The 17,246-nt window shown below is 58.5% G+C and carries 18 protein-coding genes; 4 read left to right on the top strand and 14 right to left on the bottom strand.

All coding sequences use genetic code 11. From position 1 onward, the window contains the following. Positions 1-4: 4 nt before the first annotated feature. From nepI to C2U54_RS05070, 3 genes are all read right to left on the bottom strand, one after another. Positions 5-1,195 carry a purine ribonucleoside efflux pump NepI gene (gene nepI, locus C2U54_RS05080; protein WP_103177664.1) on the bottom strand — a complete coding sequence of 397 codons (1,191 nt, stop codon included), beginning with the start codon at positions 1,193-1,195 and terminating at the stop codon, positions 5-7. 64 nt (positions 1,196-1,259) lie between these two features. After that, the gene (locus tag C2U54_RS05075) at positions 1,260-1,787 is read right to left on the bottom strand and encodes an SRPBCC domain-containing protein (protein ID WP_103177663.1); all 528 of its coding nucleotides are present in this window, start codon (positions 1,785-1,787) and stop codon (positions 1,260-1,262) included. A gap of 96 nt (positions 1,788-1,883) precedes the next feature. After that, the gene (locus tag C2U54_RS05070; protein WP_103177662.1) at positions 1,884-2,336 is read right to left on the bottom strand and encodes a DUF1198 domain-containing protein; all 453 of its coding nucleotides are present in this window, start codon (positions 2,334-2,336) and stop codon (positions 1,884-1,886) included. Positions 2,337-2,436: 100 nt separating this feature from the next. Between C2U54_RS05070 and C2U54_RS05065 the strand changes: the two genes are divergently transcribed. After that, entirely contained in the window at positions 2,437-3,339 is a 903-nt protein-coding gene (locus C2U54_RS05065) for a LysR family transcriptional regulator (RefSeq protein WP_103177661.1), read from the top strand. Here the strand turns inward: C2U54_RS05065 and C2U54_RS05060 are convergent. The 8 genes from C2U54_RS05060 to rbsK form a co-directional block, all read right to left on the bottom strand. After that, positions 3,327-4,331 (bottom strand): alpha/beta fold hydrolase, encoded by a 1,005-nt coding sequence (locus tag C2U54_RS05060; RefSeq protein ID WP_103177660.1) that lies wholly within the window; start codon positions 4,329-4,331, stop codon positions 3,327-3,329. The two genes, C2U54_RS05065 and C2U54_RS05060, sit on opposite strands and share 13 nt — an antisense overlap. A 162-nt stretch (positions 4,332-4,493) precedes the next feature. Then, positions 4,494-5,885 (bottom strand): hexose-6-phosphate:phosphate antiporter, encoded by a 1,392-nt coding sequence (gene uhpT / locus C2U54_RS05055; protein ID WP_103177659.1) that lies wholly within the window; start codon positions 5,883-5,885, stop codon positions 4,494-4,496. A 140-nt stretch (positions 5,886-6,025) separates the two neighbouring features. Next, the gene (locus tag C2U54_RS05050; RefSeq protein WP_103177658.1) at positions 6,026-7,345 is read right to left on the bottom strand and encodes an MFS transporter; all 1,320 of its coding nucleotides are present in this window, start codon (positions 7,343-7,345) and stop codon (positions 6,026-6,028) included. Further along, entirely contained in the window at positions 7,338-8,843 is a 1,506-nt protein-coding gene (gene uhpB, locus C2U54_RS05045; protein WP_103177657.1) for a signal transduction histidine-protein kinase/phosphatase UhpB, read from the bottom strand. The genes C2U54_RS05050 and uhpB overlap by 8 nt, the downstream gene beginning before the upstream one ends. Beyond that, positions 8,843-9,433, bottom strand: a complete 591-nt coding sequence (gene uhpA / locus C2U54_RS05040; RefSeq protein ID WP_103177656.1) for a transcriptional regulator UhpA — start codon at positions 9,431-9,433, stop codon at positions 8,843-8,845. Before uhpA ends, uhpB begins: the two co-directional genes overlap by 1 nt. 82 nt (positions 9,434-9,515) lie before the next feature. Continuing rightward, entirely contained in the window at positions 9,516-10,526 is a 1,011-nt protein-coding gene (locus tag C2U54_RS05035) for an aldose 1-epimerase family protein (RefSeq protein ID WP_103177655.1), read from the bottom strand. An 11-nt stretch (positions 10,527-10,537) separates the two neighbouring features. Further along, positions 10,538-11,854, bottom strand: coding sequence for an L-fucose:H+ symporter permease (fucP, locus tag C2U54_RS05030; protein ID WP_103177654.1), 1,317 nt, complete (start codon positions 11,852-11,854; stop codon positions 10,538-10,540). Between the two features lie 29 nt (positions 11,855-11,883). Then, positions 11,884-12,804, bottom strand: a complete 921-nt coding sequence (gene rbsK / locus C2U54_RS05025) for a ribokinase (protein ID WP_103177653.1) — start codon at positions 12,802-12,804, stop codon at positions 11,884-11,886. 323 nt (positions 12,805-13,127) lie between these two features. Here rbsK and C2U54_RS05020 point away from each other — a divergent pair, with 323 nt between their 5' ends. Beyond that, the gene (locus tag C2U54_RS05020; RefSeq protein WP_103177652.1) at positions 13,128-13,919 is read left to right on the top strand and encodes a DeoR family transcriptional regulator; all 792 of its coding nucleotides are present in this window, start codon (positions 13,128-13,130) and stop codon (positions 13,917-13,919) included. 1 nt (position 13,920) lies between these two features. Here C2U54_RS05020 and ilvN read toward each other — a convergent pair whose 3' ends face one another. The 3 genes from ilvN to ivbL all read right to left on the bottom strand — a co-directional run bounded on the left by ilvN (position 13,921) and on the right by ivbL (position 16,106). After that, positions 13,921-14,208, bottom strand: a complete 288-nt coding sequence (ilvN, locus tag C2U54_RS05015; protein ID WP_039032259.1) for an acetolactate synthase small subunit — start codon at positions 14,206-14,208, stop codon at positions 13,921-13,923. Between the two features lie 3 nt (positions 14,209-14,211). Further along, positions 14,212-15,900 (bottom strand): acetolactate synthase large subunit, encoded by a 1,689-nt coding sequence (gene ilvB, locus C2U54_RS05010; protein ID WP_103177651.1) that lies wholly within the window; start codon positions 15,898-15,900, stop codon positions 14,212-14,214. Between the two features lie 107 nt (positions 15,901-16,007). Next, positions 16,008-16,106 (bottom strand): ilvB operon leader peptide IvbL, encoded by a 99-nt coding sequence (gene ivbL, locus C2U54_RS05005; protein ID WP_103177650.1) that lies wholly within the window; start codon positions 16,104-16,106, stop codon positions 16,008-16,010. A gap of 523 nt (positions 16,107-16,629) precedes the next feature. Between ivbL and tisB the strand changes: the two genes are divergently transcribed. After that, the gene (gene tisB / locus C2U54_RS04995; protein WP_039032257.1) at positions 16,630-16,719 is read left to right on the top strand and encodes a type I toxin-antitoxin system toxin TisB; all 90 of its coding nucleotides are present in this window, start codon (positions 16,630-16,632) and stop codon (positions 16,717-16,719) included. A gap of 73 nt (positions 16,720-16,792) precedes the next feature. Next, entirely contained in the window at positions 16,793-17,239 is a 447-nt protein-coding gene (locus C2U54_RS04990) for a GNAT family N-acetyltransferase (protein WP_103177649.1), read from the top strand. The last annotated feature ends 7 nt before the right edge of the window (positions 17,240-17,246 follow it).

Here is a 17,246-nt window from a genome sequence, read left to right as displayed (position 1 = left end):
AAACTTACTGCGCCTTCACCTTCCCGGCCACCAGCAGCGCCGTCAGCAGCATCAGGGTGCCGGAAATCACCACCGGTGAGGTGAGCCCTAAATTATCCAGCGCCAGGCCGCCCAACGCCGCACCGCAGGTATTCGCCAGCTGGATCACCGCCACCTGAATGGACCCGGCTTTTTCCGCCTGATCGGCCAGCGAGCGGGTGATCCAGGTCGACCAGCCCACCGGAATCAGCGCAAAGGCAAAGCCCCAGATAATCGCGATCGCCGAGGCAACCCATTTGTCGCTGCCCCACAGAATCAGTACAAGCGCGCTGACCGCCAGCACCAGCGGCGCCCCCGCCAGCGCCACCTTCAGGGAGCGTTTCAGGAACTGCGCCGACAGCGAGGTGCCGACAAAGCTGGCGATACCGAAGCTTAACAGCACCAGCGTCAGGCCATCGACGTCAAACCCGGCCATGGTCATAAACACCGGGCGGATATAGGTGAAGAAGGCGAACTGTCCGGCGAAGGCCATAAAGATGGCGGTCATCCCCGCCAGCACACTCGGGCGTTTCAGCAGGCTGAACATGTTCTGCTTGTGGTGCGCGGCTTCGCCCGGCAGCGACGGCAGCGCTTTCCAGACCCACAGAATACAGAGCACGCCCATCACCGCAGCACCGTTAAAGACGTTGCGCCAGCCGATGATCCCCCCGAGGAAGCTGCCGAGCGGCGCGGCAATCACCAGCGCGATGGAGACCGCACCGAAGATCACCGACAGCGCTTTCGGCACGGTGCGCGCCGGCACCAGTCGCATGGTGAGCGAGGCGGACATCGCCCAGAAGCCGCCGAGTCCCAGCCCGAGGCAGGCGCGCCCTAACAGCAACAGGGTGAAACTATCAGCAAAAGAGACCAGCAGGCAGGAGAGGGTCAGCAGCACGCTGAACAGGATCACCACTTTGCGACGGTCAACGGTGCCGATCGCCTGGGTGATAAACAGGCTGGCAAACATCGCCACAAACGCAGTAACGGTAACCGACTGGCCCGCCAGCCCTTCAGATATGCCCAGATCCTGCGCCATCGGCGTCAGCAGGCTGACCGGCAAAAACTCCACGGTAATCAGGCAGGCGACGCAAAACGCCACGGAAAAAACCGCCGACCAGTTCGGGCGAGAAACCGTTTTGGCCTGCGGTTGAATCGTGGGCTGGATATGTTCTGTCATGGCATCACCTGAGATAAAAACGTGCGGAAAAGTCGCGCAGTTTATCATCAAAAGTGTGACATATTTAACGTTTCGACAACTTTTCTTGCATTGCCGCCTTCGCCAGCCCGACGATCCACTCCTGATGCCCGTTAATCATTGGATTCGGCACGGTGCGCGCCAGCTCTTGTGCAGGAACGCCTTTCTGCGACTCCTGGGTCAGGATGCGCACGCGATTTCCCGGTAAATCTTCAAACAGCCAGGCGTGGATCACATCCAGACGTGAGCTGGCATCGCCCTCTACCCAGCCGTGCCAGGCGATGCGCGCGGCTTGGCCTGCGACCGGCGGCACATATTCCGTAACCTGCGCTTCTACCGGAAAGCCGAAGGTTGTGAAACGGAAGCGCGCGCCGTCGCTGAGCAGCGGGCCGCTGCCGTCGTGAAAGCGAATATCCTCGGCATTGCTGTAATACTCCGGCCACAGACGGGTGTCGTTCAGCTGGTCCCAGACGGCCTGCGCGGTCAGCCCAGCGACGATGATTTCGTTGGATGCAAAATTATCGGTAGTGCCCGGCAGGTACTCCTGCGGCCAGATAATGGCGGATTGATTCATGGTTCACCTCATCGTTTGTTAATGGGGTGATGGTGCGCCGGTTAGTGGTATAAATCTAATGACGATGATTTATAATCCTCATCACGAGGCGTGATATCAGTGCAGGAAGAAGACCCCCTCTTCCGGCAGGAAGAGTTGGTTATAACGCAGCTGGAAGGCATTCAGTTCGTACGGATCCGGCTCCATATCGCGCATAAAGCCAAGCGCCAGGCGAACCTGCGCATCGGTGATCGGCGCGGCAAGACGCGCCTTGCGCAGCAGGCGATACCAGTTCTGCAGGTTGTTTTCACTGCTGTCGACGATGCACACCTGCCAGATCAGCAGCACCTGCGCGGCATTGAGCAGATGCGCCTCGTCAGGACGTTCAAGGTAGCGGATAAACTCATTGCCGGCGCTTTTGCCAAACTGATCGATCATCGACTCCAGCGGCACAGGGGCGATCCCCAGCCGTTCGCTGAGACGACGAATGGCGCGCCGGGAGCCCGACGTCATGACGCGAAAGCCCACCACAAATACCACGGCAAGCGTAGCCAGCATTATCCAGACCATGAATTCTCCTTACGGTTAGTCGAGCATAATATCGGGAAACGCAGCGCGTCGACAGCGGACAACGTCGTATTAATGTACTGAAAACAGGTAGTAGAGGACTATGAAAACGGATATCCGCACGCTGGATTTGAATCTTTTGAAAACTCTGGATGCTCTGATGGATGAGCGCAGCGTCACCCGCGCGGCATCACGCTTATCCCTGACCCAGCCCGCGGTCAGCGGCATGCTCAACCGCCTGCGCGATTACTTTGACGATCCGCTGTTTATCCGCGCCCCGCACGGCATAGTGCCAACCACGCGCGCCGAAGAGCTGGCCGCCCCGGTAAAACGTATTCTGGCGGATATCGACGTGCTGCTGCAGCCCACCGGCTTCGATCCCCTGAGCGCCAGCATGACCTTTACCGTTGCCGCCACCGACTACGCATTGCGGGCAGTAATGGTGCCCTTTATCGCAGCCCTTAAGATACGAGCGCCCGCCATCCGCGTGCGGGTGGTACCGGTGGAATCCGACCGTCTGGTCAGCCAGCTTGAGCGGGGCAGCGTTGACGTGGCGCTGATCACTCCACACACCACGCCGGCCGAATTGCATAGTCGCGCACTTTATGATGAACGGTACGTTTGCATGATGCGTGCCGACCATCCGGACGCGGGCAAACCGCTTTCGCTGGCACGTTTTTGCGCCCTAGAGCATGTGCTGGTCTCTTACGAGGGAGACGGTTTTCGCGGGGTGACCGATAGCGTGCTGGAGAAAATTGGTCGAATGCGGCGTGTGGGACTTTCGGTGAGCCATTTTTTAGTACTACCGGACGTGCTGGCTCTCAGCGATATGATTGCCACCGTACCATCACGCATCGCCGAAAATCAGACGGAGATGTTCGTCTGCGAGACACCCGTTTCCGTGCCAGGCTTTACCAAAAGCATGGCCTGGCACGGCAGAACGCACCGCAATCCCGCGCAGGCCTGGTTGCGCGAGCTAATGCTTAAGACCAGTCAGCGCGCCTGAAGCCCTTTCAGCAGCGCCTCATGGAAACGCTGCGGATCCTGCATCTGCGGGGCATGGCCCATATCGTCAAACTCCACCAGCGTGGCGTGTGGGATACGTTTCGCCGTCTCCTTCCCCAGTACCGCATAGTTGCCGAGCGTTTTACGGATCTCCTGCGGGGCGAGATCTTTGCCGATGGCGGTGTTGTCCTTCGTGCCGATCATCAATAATACCGGCATCTTCAGTTCACTAAATTCGTAGATCACCGGCTGGGTGTAGATCATGTCGTAGAGCAGCGCCGAGTTCCAGGCCACACGTTCTTTTCCCGGCCCGTTGTTCAGTCCGGCGAGCATGGTGACCCAACGCTCGTACTCCGGCTTCCACTCTCCGGCGTAGTAGGTGTTTTTTTCGTACTGGCGGATGCCGTCGGCGCTGGTTTTTAGCTCGCGCTGATACCACTGGTCGACCGTAATGTGCGGCACGCCGCGCGCCTTCCAGTCCTCCAGCCCAATCGGGTTGACCATCACCAGCTGTTCCACCTCCTGGGGCCACATCAGCGCGTAGCGGGTCGCCAGCATGCCGCCGGTGGAGTGACCAATAACGGTAACGCGATCGATCCCCAGCTCTTTCAGCAGGGCATGGGTGTTATCCGCCAGCTGCTGGAAGGTGTATTGATAGCGCTCCGGCTTGGTGGATTTGCAGAAGCCCACCTGATCGGGTGCCACCACGCGATAGCCGCTGGCGGTGAGGGCGCGGATGGTGCCATCCCAGGTGCCGGCGCAGAAGTTTTTACCGTGCATCAGCACCACGGTCCGGCCGTTGGCGTTTTCCGGCTTCACGTCCAGATAGGCCATATCCAGAGACTGTTCTTGCGAGGTGAAGGTGAAGTGTTTTACCGGCCAGGCGTAGTCAAAACCTTCCAGCTTTTCGCCGTAGGTGGGGGTATCGGCCGCCATCGCGGGTGAGGCCAGCGCCACCAGCAGCGCAAGGCAGGACAATCGTCGGGTCAACATGCAAGCTCTCCGTTAGCAAAAGGGCTGAGGCTGCGCGAAAGGCGGCAGCAAACTAAAACTGTAGAGCATAGGACGGAGCGGATGTGTAAAGCGGGGTAAGGTAATCGGGGTGAGAATGTAAAAAAGCCCGGCATCACGCCGGGCAAAAAGTGACCTGCATACTCAGGCTGCTTTCAAACGTTGTACGCGTTTTTCGCGGCGGATCTTGCGCTCTTCCAACACCGCAACCATCGCCATCAGGACGATACAGCCGATGGCTGCCGCATCCAGCGCGGCAAAAGTGCCTGCCCAGCCGGTGAGGCCGAAGATCGGCGTGCCGTCGGCAATCATCCCCAAACCGAGCTTGGCGAAGCTGTCGCCGATCAGGTAAGCGAAGGTGCCTTTAATCCCATCGGCAGCGCCGATCGCTTTTTTCGGCACAAAACCTACCGCCGCCACGCCGATCAACAGCTGCGGACCAAAGACCAGGAAGCCGAGCGCGAACAGGGAGGCGAGATAGACGTACTGGTTGCTTGCATGCTGATAAATACCCAGCGTGGCGATAATCAGCGCCAGCGCGACGCAGGCCACCAGCGCACGACGGCCATTGGCGAGATCCGAGAGCCAGCCCCACAGCAGGGTGCCGACCAGCGCGCCTACTTCAAACAGGGTGAAGCCCTGGATCGCCACCTCTTTGGAGAGCTTCAGCTCCTGGAAGGCATACACGGTCGACCACTGGTCGATACCGATGCGCACCACGTAGAGGAAGATATTGGAGAAGCAGAGCAGCCAGATCACTTTGTTTTTCAGCACGTACTCAACAAAGATCTGCCATTTGGTCATCTCGTTCTCTTCAGTCTCTTTGTCCTCTTCGCTGATCTCTTCATTAAACAGCTCTTCGGCTTTACCCAGACCGTATGATTCCGGAGAGTCACTGCCGAAGCGCAGGCCGATAAAGCCGACGATCAGGGCGATAATCGACGGGAAGATAAACATGCCGATCACGTGGCCGTCGAAGAGGTAGTTCGCGCCGAACAGCGCCACCCCTGCCGCACCCGCCCCGCCGAGGTTGTGGGAGATGTTCCACATGCCGAGGTACGAGCCCCGCTTGCGGCGCGGGGTCCATTTGGTGATGGTGGAGTAGCTGCACGACCCGCCGGTACTCTGGAAGAAACCGCTCAGGGCGTAGAAGGCGATCATCAGGAACAGGCTGACGGAGCCCGCGCCCATGCTGGCGCTGAAGCCGAGCATACAGATGGCGGAGAGGATCAGCATAAACGGCAGGAACTGCTTGGTGTTTTTGCCGTCCGCATAGTACGAGACAACGGTTTTCCCCACCCCGTAGGTGATGGAGAAACCGAGGCCAATCATCCCCAACTGGGTCATGCTCAGCCCGTAGGTCGAGATCATGTCGTTCTGCGCGATGTTAAAGTTTTTGCGGATCAGATACATGGTCAGGTAGCCGATAAAGACCACCAGGTAGGACTGCATGAAGGGTTTGAACCACATTTTGCGCCGCACATCGAGCGGCAGATCCAGGGTCGGCTTGCGCACCTGATTGAGGAAGGCCAGCATGGTTTGCTCCTGAGCTGATTTTTACCTGCGAATGGCAGGCATTGTAAAAATCAGCCAGGAGAGATGCCTGAGACAGCGTCCAGGCGGAACCGGGAAAATTTCTTAGTTTCGCGCCACTCGCGGTGAAAAGGTGAGGCGCATCACATCACACTGGCTTCACGCGGGGCCTGGGCGTTAAGGAACGGCAGCAGCAGCAGGGCCGAAATCCCCGCCGCGATGGCGATCACCGCGAAGAACCCGCTCCAGTGCCAGGTGTCGATCACCCTAGCCAGCGGCCAGCCGGAAAGCGATGCCCCGAGATAGGCGAACAGCCCGACAAAACCGGTCGCCGCCCCTGCCGCGTCCTTGTGGGAGCACTCCGCCGCCGCCATGCCGATCAGCATCTGCGGGCCAAACACAAAGAAGCCGATGGTAAAGAAGCACGCCGCCTGCATCACGTAGCTGGCAAACGGCATCAGCCACAGGGAACCGACCGAGAGCAAAATCCCGGCGGCAAAAATCAGGTTCATTGGACCACGGTTGCCGTTGAAGAGCTTATCCGAGCCCCAGCCCGCCACCAGCGCGCCGATAAACCCGCCCAGCTCAAACATCGTCACCGCGGAGTTGGCGGTGACCAGATCCACACCCAGCGTCTCGGACATGTACAGATTGCCCCAGTCATTGATCGCCGCGCGCACCACGTAGACCAGCACGTAGCAGAGCGACAGCAGCCAGATATAGGGGTTTTTCAGCACATATCGGGTGAGGATCGCCTGGCGGGACAGCCCGGCCCCCTCCTGCTGCTGGGCAATCTCCAGCGCGTCGTGCCGCCAGTCGCCCACCGCCGGCAGACCCACGGTTTGCGGCCGATCGCGCAGACGCCAGCAGAGAAACAGCCCGGCGAGGATCGCGAGACAACCGGCAATCATCATCCCCGCGCGCCAGCCGTAGTGCAGCGCTGCGGCACCGACCACCATCGGGATCAGCGCCCCGCCGACGTTATGGGCGGTGTTCCAGATCGCCCACCAGCCGCCGCGCTCGTTGCGCGAATACCAGGCGGTGAGCAGGCGGGCACAGACCGGCGCGCCCCAGCCCTGGAAAAAGGCGTTCAGCGCCCACAGCAGGGCGAAGGCCCACAGCGAGGTGGAGAAGCCGAACAGGATGTTCACCACCCCGGTGGCGATCAGGCCAAAACCCATAAAGTAGCGGGCGTTGGAGCGGTCGCTGACGATGCCGGAGAAGAACTTCGACAGGCCATAGGTGATGTAAAACAGCGTCGCCAGCAGGCCGATATCGGTGCGGGTCATCACCCCGCTGGCGAGGATCTCCGGCGCGGCGGCGTTAAAGCTTTTGCGGGTGAAGTAGAACAGCGCGTAGCCGAGCCAGAGGGTGATCAGAATATGGCGTCGCCAGTAACGATAGCGGGCGTCGATTTCCGCCTTATCGCTTATCGGGACTGCATCGACAGGGGGTTTAAACATGGTGACTCCGAAGCGGTAAACTGACGCTGACGCGCGTCCCGTGTGTGCAGGAGATAGTCAGCGTGCCGCCCAGCGCCTTCACGCGTTCGCGCATCCCCGCCAGGCCAAAGCCTTGTTGCCCTGAGCCCGGCGGCAGGCCGCAGCCATCGTCTTCAATCACCAGCCTGAGGCTTTCATCCTGCTGCCAGCCCTGCAGCGTCACCGCGCTGGCGTTGGCGTGTTTGACGATATTGTTCAGCCCTTCCTGACAGACGCGAAACAGCGTGACGCGCTGGCCTTCACTCAGCAATGATTCATCAATGCACCAGTCGAGATGGCTGACGATGCCGCGGCTCTCCAGCTCCATCTCACGCATCAGGGAGCGCACCGCCTGTTCCAGGGTCAGATCGTCCAGCTGGCGCGGACGCAGCCTGCCCAGCAGGCGACGCACCGAGTCATACACGCCCAGCGAGAGCTGTTCGATATGCGCCCCGCCCTGCTTCACCCCGGCGTTGTCCGCCGCCAGACGCTGGACGATACCCGCCTGGGTACGAATGGCGGTAATGGTCTGGCCGATGTCGTCGTGCAGTTCACGCGCCACCTCCTGGCGCACGCTCTCTTCGGTCTCCAGCAGGCGTTCTGCCAGGCGGCGATTGCGCGACAGCTCGGTTTGCAGGGACTGGTTCAGCTCACGCAGACGCTGAATGCCCGCGCCGAGCAGCAGCCCGGTCAGGCTCTGGGCCAGCAGAGAGAGCAGCAGATCCACCGGGTGATCGTGCCAGGTCTGGCTGGCAATCAGCGCGATGGCGTTCATCAGCGTGGCGATCAACGCCCCCTGCCAGCCGTAATGCCAGGCGAGTGCGATGATCGGCAGCGCCAGACAAAACGGCGTAAAGCGCGACAGCTCTGCGGGCAGGCCAAGCTGCAACCACAGGCTCACCACAAACAGCAGCAGATACCAGATGAGATGCCGGGCGCGCCAGTTGACGGGCTGAGAAACCAACGCCGGGCCAAGGGGCTGCCAGACGGTGCTGGTGAGGTAATGCCAGATGACGAGGCAGGTCGGGGCCAGGGTCAGGCCGCCGGTCAGGGTCAGCAGCAGGGTGTTCAGCATCTCCTTTTCGCCCACCCACGGCAGGGACTGCAACAGCGCGGCGGCGATCAGCGCCGCCCCCTGGCGCAGCAGGGTGCGCCAGTCGCGCTGGTGACGATAGCGGGAAATAAGCGCAACCGGGAGGAGCGTGAGCAGGCTTCCGGTCATCAATAAGGGCAGATACGCGAGGGCGACTTCCTGCGACAACCAGATCAGCATCAGCCACTCTGCACCCAATAAAACCGGCCAGTAGCCGCGCGGGCATTGCAGCATCAGCCCCAGCCGCAGGCCGAAAGGGAACAGCAACACCGCCAGCTCCGGGCGTTCTACCAGGTGCAGGCTGATGCTCCACAGGCAGAACCAGGCGGCGGAGAAGATAAAGAAGCTGGCGACCACCGCCACCAGCCGGGAGAAAAAGGCGTGCATTACCAGCCGTCAAACATGCGGCGCGCCAGCTCAACGTCATTGCTGACGCCCAGTTTTTCCATCAGGTTGGCGCGGTGAACGTGTACGGTTTTTGGCGACAGGCCAAGCTCAAGGGCGATCTCTTTCACCGCCATTCCCTGAGCCAGCTTTTCCGCCACCTGGCGTTCGCGTCGGGTAAGCGGGTCCTGGCGTCCGGCCGCCAGCTTGAGGGCAATATCTGGCGTCAGGTAGCAACCGCCGGTGGCGACGGTGCGCACGGCGGCAATCAGCTCGTCCGGGCTGCAGCGTTTGGAGAGAAACCCGCGCGCGCCCGCGTTCAGCGCCTGCTCTACCAGCGCCGGACTGTCGTGAACCGAGAGCATGATGGTCGTTATTCCTTTCGGCAGCTGGCTCAGCAGCCCCAGCCCGGAGAGGTCCGGCATTGAGATATCGCAGATACAGACCTGCACCCCGCATCCCGGCAGGCCGGCCAGCGCCTCGCGGCCGGAGCCGAACTCGGCCACCACCTGAAAATCGGGCTCCAGGCTCAGCAGCTGGGCAAATCCGGAGCGGACGATAAGGTGATCGTCGATAAGGGCGATGGTGGTCATGGTGCATTCCTGGCGGGATTAAAAAACGCGCTTACCTTAGCGATAAGCGCGTTACTGTTCAAGCGATGAACGATTCGTGCCGTCAGAGGATGCCTGTGGTCACCGTAAAGCGGCGGGTTTCGGCCGGAGCCAGCGAAATCAGGCTGCCGCTGTGCTGTGCCGCCAGGAACCCTTCCGGGCGGCAGGTGGCCGGAAGCACGAACGCCGCCACCTGCTGATCGCCGTTGTAGAGTATCCAGCGGGTGGCGTAGTTCAGTTCGGCGCTGGCAAAACGCGTAACAAAGGTGACGCCATCCGGGGCGATCATGCGGAATTCCGGGCTATCCGTATAACGATCGAGCTGGTCGGTGAAGAAGACAATCTCCGGATCGTAAAATTGCGGTTCAGAGAGGGTCTTCAGGGTCGCTTCGCCCTGCTGTACACGCTGGTTGAACGCCAGCCACTGTTCGGTAGGTTTAACGTGCGCCGGGATCGACTCGCGCAGCTGAATGGCTTCATCCGGGACGTTCTGGCTGAAGGTGGCCCCCTCAACATACGCATAGTTCATATGGCACATGTACTGGAGCGGCATGGGCACCGTCGCCAGGTTGGTTACCGCCATGGTGATCTCAAACAGGGCGCTGGCTTTACGTAACGTCACCGCCGGCTGCGCCTGATAATGATGACCGAAGCCCATCACATATTCATAGCGTCCGGTCACCGTCAGGCTGTCGCCCTTCAGCTCCAGCCAGGCTTCATCCATTGGCGCGCAGGGCATTTCGCCGTGCAGCGGATGGGTATCTTCCGGGGACGGGCAGCCGTTTGCCAGCAGGCCCGAGTGGAAGGCAAAACAGCCATAGGTTTCCACCACCTCTTTTGCCGCTTTGGGCTGGCGGAACATATTGCGCATCGTCAGGTCGCGGCCATCAAACTCCGCATCCCAGATCATCTGCCCCAGCCAGGGGAGGATCACCAGGTGGCCGCGGCTGTTTTGCACCCGCAGCCCCTCCACGCCGCTGGCGTAGCGAAACGCCGTCACCGTGAAGTCATCGTTTTGCAGCAGGGTGCGCGGCTGTTCGGTAAAGAGCGCGCGCCACAGGGGAAGTTGCGTCATGGTGTTTCTCCTCAGGAAGCGGTGGCTTCGGTCAGTTCACGGCGCACTTTGCTCTCACGCCAGAAATAGACGCCCACGTAGACAAAGCACAGCATCGAGACCAGGAAAGAGGCCTGCAGCGAGTGGAACAGATCGGCGACATAGCCCTGCACCGCAGGCACGACTGCCGCACCCACAATCGCCATCACGATCACCGCGCCCGCCATTTCGGTATGTTCGTTGTCCACGGTATCCAGGGTTCCGGCGTAGATAGTGGCCCAGCATGGCCCGAAGAGAATACTGACCAACACCGCAACGTAAACCGCGCTAAAGCCTGGCGCCAGCGCCACATAGGCCAGGAACAGCGCGCCGACCACCGAGTACATAATGAGCACCTTCGCCGGGTTAAAGCGGGTCATCAGAACGTTGGCGATGAACTTGCCGATGAAGAAGCAGGCAAAGCTGTAGACCATAAAGTTGGAGGCGTCGCGTTCGTTGATATCGCCCAGCTCCAGCGCCAGACGGATGGTGAATGACCACACCGCCACCTGCATGCCCACATAGAGGAACTGCGCCACAATACCGCGACGGAAGCGGGCATTGGTGGCGAGGTAGCGCAGGGTATCCATCGCCGACGGGCGCTTACGCTCCGTGGTTTGCGCCACTTTGCAGGTGGGGAAACGGGTTAACAGAAACAGAACCATCACCACCACCAGAACCATAATCATATACTTGTAAGGCTCCAGCGTGTTCTCCAGCATCAGGATCTTAAAGTTGTGGATCTGCTCGGCGTTCATGCCTGCCATCTGTTTTTCCAGGCTGTCGCCTTCGGAGAAGACCAGATATTTACCCAGCAGGATGCCTGCGGCAGCGCCAATCGGGTAGAAGGTCTGGCTAACGTTCAGGCGCAGCGTGGCATAGGCTTTCGAGCCGATCATTGAGCTGTAGGTATTAGCCGCCGTTTCGAGGAAGCTCAGACCAATCGCGATGGCAAAGATGGCCGCCAGGAACATGGTGTAGGTTGCCATGTGCGAGGCCGGGAAAAAGAGCGTACAGCCTACGATATAGAGCGTTAATCCGATTAAGATCGCCACTTTATAGCTGGTCTTTTTAATTACCAGCGAGGCCGGAATAGCTATCAGGAAATAACCGCCATAAAATGCGCTTTGCACCAGCGCCGAGGCAAAATTGCTGAGTGCAAAGACGCTTTTAAACTGCGTAATTAAAATATCATTTAAAGCAGCAGCGCATCCCCATAATGGGAATAAGCAGGATAACAAAATAAACTGGAACAGAGGGGTTTTATTCAGATAGCCGTCAGGCATCTGAATGATGTTTTTATCGTTCATAGTGCTACCTTTTATTTCGCAGGGTTTTATTATTCGTTCAATGCCAGAAACTCATTGAATTGTTCGATGCTGGGGTAAGAAGACTGGGTGCCTTTCCCGGTGACGCTGAAGGCGGCAAAGAGGGAGGCTTTTTTCATGGCGGCTTCAACGTCGCCGCTCTGGACATAGTAGTGGGCGAAGCAGCCGATAAAGGCATCACCGGCCCCGCTGGTATCGACGGCATTTACTTTAAAGGCCGGGACTTTAACTTCCCGGTCGCGCGTCATCCATAGCGCCCCTTTTTCACCCATGGTGACAATAATATTATTCAGCCCTTTATCTACCAGCGAACGCGCCGCGAGGCAGATATTTTCGTAGGTATTTACCGGCATGCCGGTCAGAATTTCCAGTTCGGTTTCATTCGGCACAAAGAAATCACATTTGCAGGCATAGGACATATCTAATTCACGTAATGCCGGGGCCGGATTTAATAACACCTGAATACCGTGTTTTTTACCAAACTCGATGGCGTGATAAACCGTCTCCAGCTGCACTTCAAGCTGTAAAACAATCAGCTGACACTTTTTCAGATCCTCTGCCGCGCGGTCGATATCTTCCGGCGAGAGGAATTTATTGGCGCCTTTCACAATCAGAATGCTGTTGCTGGAGTTGGCGTTCACAAAGATGGGCGCCACGCCGCTGCTGGTGCATGGCACTTTTTCCACATAGGTGGTGTTGATGCCCCAGGACTCCAGATTGCGGATGGTGTTATCGGCAAAAATATCATCACCGACTTTGGTCAGCATCATCACCTTCGAATTGAGCTTGGCCGCCGCCACCGCCTGATTCGCGCCTTTGCCGCCACAGCCAATTTTAAACGCCGGGGCTTCAAGGGTTTCGCCCTCTTTCGGCATCTGATTGATATAGGTGATGAGATCCACCATGTTGGAGCCGATAACCGCGATATCCATGTTTACTACCTCTCTGAAACAATCACTCAACAATGATATTATCGTAACATTATCATGTTATTTCCGTATCATTTGTGACTGCGATCGCGATTAGCGGATCCATTGACGTCGGTTAATGTTTAATCTTCGCGCGGAGTTAAAAGTGAAAAGCAATGTCGGGAATTTAAAATTAACTCATTAATTACAACAGATTGGATGATAATGACAGTTTCAGAAGCGGCTTTTCTTTCCGGCCGGGCGGCAGTATAGTATGACGCAACAAAAATGTTCCTGACGCATCATGCATGTGTTTAAAGGAACATCCTACTGTGCGGAGAGGGTGAATGGAGACGAAGCAAAAAGAACGAATCCGGCGTCTGGTGGAGCTGTTAAAAAAAACCGACCGCATCCATCTGAAAGATGCCGCCCGGATGCTTGAAGTCTCCGTTATGACTATCCGTCGCGATCTCAGCCCGGATAACCATGAGACCGTGCTGCCCCTGACCCTGCTGGGCGGCTATATCGTGATGGTTAATAAACCGGCCACCGCGCCTGCCGCACCGGTGGTACGCAGCCAGACTCACCACCCCGACGATCTGCCTATCGCCATTCTGGCGGCGGGCATGGTGGCGGAAAACGACCTGGTCTTTTTTGATAATGGCCCGGAGATGCCGCTGGTGATTAGCATGATCCCCGACGACATTACCTTTACCGGCATCTGCTATTCCCATCGCGTATTTATGGCGCTTAATGAGAAGCCCAACGCCACCGCCATTTTGTGTGGCGGCACCTACCGGGCAAAAAGCGATGCGTTTTATGACACCAGCAACCCGTCGATACTGGACTCCCTGAACCCGCGCAAGGTGTTTATCTCCGCCAGCGGCGTGCATGAGCACTATGGGGTTACCTGGTTTAACCTTGACGATCTCGCCACCAAGCGCAAAGCCATGCAACATGGCATCCGCAAGATCCTGCTGGCCCGTTACGCCCTGTTTGATGAAGTGGCCCCCGCCAGCATCGGGCCGCTGTCGGCATTTGATGTGCTGATCAGCGACCGCCCGCTTCCGGCAGACTACCCGGCCCACTGCCGGAACGGCTTTGTGAAAATCATCACCCCGGACGCCGCCGGGGAGTAAGTTACTCGAAGAACACCGCAATTTTGTTAAACATGGTCGGATCGGACTGGTTACGCACCACTTTCACCACATCTTCCAGCTTGTCGATCTGGGCCATCATCTGCTCCAGACGCTGGTCATCATTCACCAGTAGCCAGATACGGCTGTGCTCGCTGCCCTGGATTGGTAAACAGAGGATGCCTTCCACGTTGAACGCCCGGCGGGCAAACAGCCCGCAGACGTGGGTCATGACGCCTGGGTGGTTGCGGACGGTGAGTTCCAGAATGACATTATCATTTTGCTTCTGCATGGCTTATTCCCCCACCATTTCTGTATTGGCCGCACCCGGCGGTACCATCGGATAAACTTTTTGTTGTGGATCGATACGCACGTGGATCAGTGCCGGGCCTGGGCGCGAGATCGCCGCCTGAAGTGCGGCCTGCGCATCCTCTTCGGCATTCAGATCGCAGGTGTGCAGGCCAAACCCGGCGGCAATCTGCATAAAGTTAATCATCCCCGGATAGGTGGCGGCAAAGACGCCCTGCTTGTAGAACAGGCTCTGCTGCTGATGCACCAGGCCCAGCGCTTCGTTGTTCATCAGAATGATTTTCACATCCAGCTGATTTTCCGCCGCGGTGGCCATCTCCTGGATGTTCATCATCAGGCTGCCGTCGCCTGAGAAGCAGATCACCTTGCGGTCCGGATTCGCCAGCGCCGCGCCCACTGCCGCAGGCAGGCCAAAGCCCATGGTCCCCAGCCCGCCGGAGGTCAGCCACTGACGCGGACGGTTCAGTGGATAGGCCTGGGCGGTCCACATCTGATGCTGTCCCACGTCGGTGGTGATAATGGCGCTGTCGTCCACGCAGGCGGCCACGGCGTTAATCAGCCCGTAGTGGCTCAGCGGATCGCCGCCGGTCGGGATAGCGCCCGGGAACTCCTGCTGCAGACCGGTGACCTGCTCACGCCACGCGGTGCGCGGGGTGGCATCGATGTGCGGCAGCAGCTGCGCCAGCACCTCGTTAACATCGCCCTGGATCGCCACGTGCGGCTGCTTGATTTTGCCCAGCTCGGCGCGGTCGATATCCACGTGAATGATTTTGGCGTTCGGGCAGAACTGCTCGGTTTTGCCGATCGCCCGGTCATCAAAACGTGCCCCGAGAACGATCAGCAGGTCAGCTTCCTGCAGAATAAAGTTGGTGCTGCGCGCGCCATGCATCCCGAGCATGCCCAGCGACAGCGGGTGCGCTTTGGGCAGCATGCCCAGCGCCATCAGGGTCATGGTGGTTGGCAGGTTGGCCTTTTCTGCCAGGGTACGCACCGCATCAGGCGCGTCGATCACCCCGCCGCCCAGATAGAGCACCGGACGCTGGGCGGCGTTAATCATCGCCGCCGCCTCGCGCACGCTCTCCGCGCTGAATGCCGGCGATGGCGCACGGGTGCCTGGCTCTGGCAGTACCTCGATCTCAATTTCAGCGGTCTGCACATCCTTAGGAATGTCTATCCACACCGGACCCGGACGACCGGACTGGGCGATACGGAACGCATCGCTGATAACCTGCGGTAATTCGCTGATATCGCGCACTAAATAGTTGTGCTTGGTGATGGGGATAGAGATGCCGTAGGTGTCCACTTCCTGAAACGCATCGGTGCCGATCATCGAGGCAGGCACCTGGCCGGTAATGCAGACTAACGGAATGGAGTCGAGACGCGCGTCGGCGATGGCGGTCACCAGGTTGGTGGCCCCCGGCCCGCTACAGGCCATGCAAACCGCCGGTTTGCCCTGGGTACGCGCCATGCCCTGGGCGATAAAGCCTGCGCCCTGTTCGTGTCGCGCCAGCACGTGACGGATCTGCGTACTCTGGCTTAAGGCGTCATACAGCGGGAGTACCGTTCCGCCAGGGATACCCGCAACCGTGGTAATGCCCTGACGTTCCAGCAGATGAACGATTAACTGCGCGCCTGTGAAACGCGTCTTGTGTGATGTTGTGCCCGAACTTGCCATGCTCCAGTCCTCTTATTGTGATCTGAGCCGACTTTCCGGGGGGCTTTAAACGAAAAACCCCGCCGGTTTGCGCCGGCGGGGTTTGGAATCGTGTGTTGATCCAGTCCCTACGGCGCATTGCCGACGACGACCACCACACGCACGACGACCACTGCGGCTGGTTGCGCAGTTTTTAGTAGGGTCGAGGTCAGCATGGAAGAGGTCATTAGGAACCTGTCTCTGGAATCATTGATAGAATTTATACAAACACAGGTTTTCAGGCGTGACAATGGAAATATTTTCATCTGCGCAAAAATGCGTCAGGGATCACGTTTCGTTTATTAGGTGATGAAAACAAAAAACCCCGCCGGAGCGAGGTTTTTTTACAGCGTTTGCGGCTGGTGACCGCAGAGCACACTGTGTTACGTCAACGCCCGAAGTATACGCGATCGCACAGGAACGCGCAATTTGGGGCACGGATTTTGACGCATTTGAGTATGGATCGCCCTTCACGTTTTGTCCATAAATTACTGTTCATATATACAGTATTTATCTATACTGGTGGTGTTCACAGGGTGTGAGGGGAGCCGCTCGTAGTACACCGGCGCAACGAAGTCCTGGCTGAAACGGGTGGTGCCGTCAGCGCCTCCACTCCCCAACTGAGCACACTGTGTTACGTCAACAAAGGTGCTGGTCACAGGCGGCGGAAAGGTACGCCAGCATCGTGCTCCTTAACCAGAGGAGACGCGTATGAGCGTAGTGGATATGGTTGTACTTATCCTCAAACTCATTGTTGCAGCACTGCAACTGCTTGATGCTGTCCTGAAATACGTGAAGTAATTCAGGTTCAAGTCGCACCGAAGAGGGGCGGGAAACCGCCCCTCTTTAACAACGATAATAACGAGGGAATGCTATGTCGCGTTTGCTAATTGAACCCGTTACGCCGGACGAACCGGGGTATATCGCGCTTAAGGCCGAGAGCGTCGCGCTTAATTTCAACATGCTGCGCAGGCTGGAAGAGAACTGGCAGCGCGGCGAAAACCGCTTCAATGCCCCCGGCGAAAAGCTGCTGGGTGCGTTTCTCAATGGCAAGCTGGTAGGAATTTGCGGACTAAACCGCGATCCGTTCAGCCAGCAGCCGCGGGCCGGTCGCATCCGCCATCTCTATATCAGCGAAAAGTGTCGCGGGCAGGGTATCGGCAGGCAGCTGCTCGATGTGGTGATGGCCGATGCCAGCATCTGGTTCGATTTTCTCAATACCCATGCGCCGCAGGCCGCCTGGACCTTCTATCAGCGCGCTGGTTTTACGCTGGTGATGGATGAACCGCGCATCACGCATCGACTATTCTGTGCGGTTTAAGCAAATG

It is taken from the genome of Leclercia sp. LSNIH1 (genome assembly GCF_002902985.1).
In the GTDB taxonomy this organism is placed as follows: Bacteria; Pseudomonadota; Gammaproteobacteria; order Enterobacterales; family Enterobacteriaceae; genus Enterobacter.
The sequence above is the reverse complement of the archived record's forward strand: the minus strand, read 5'-3'. Positions and strand labels throughout refer to the sequence as shown.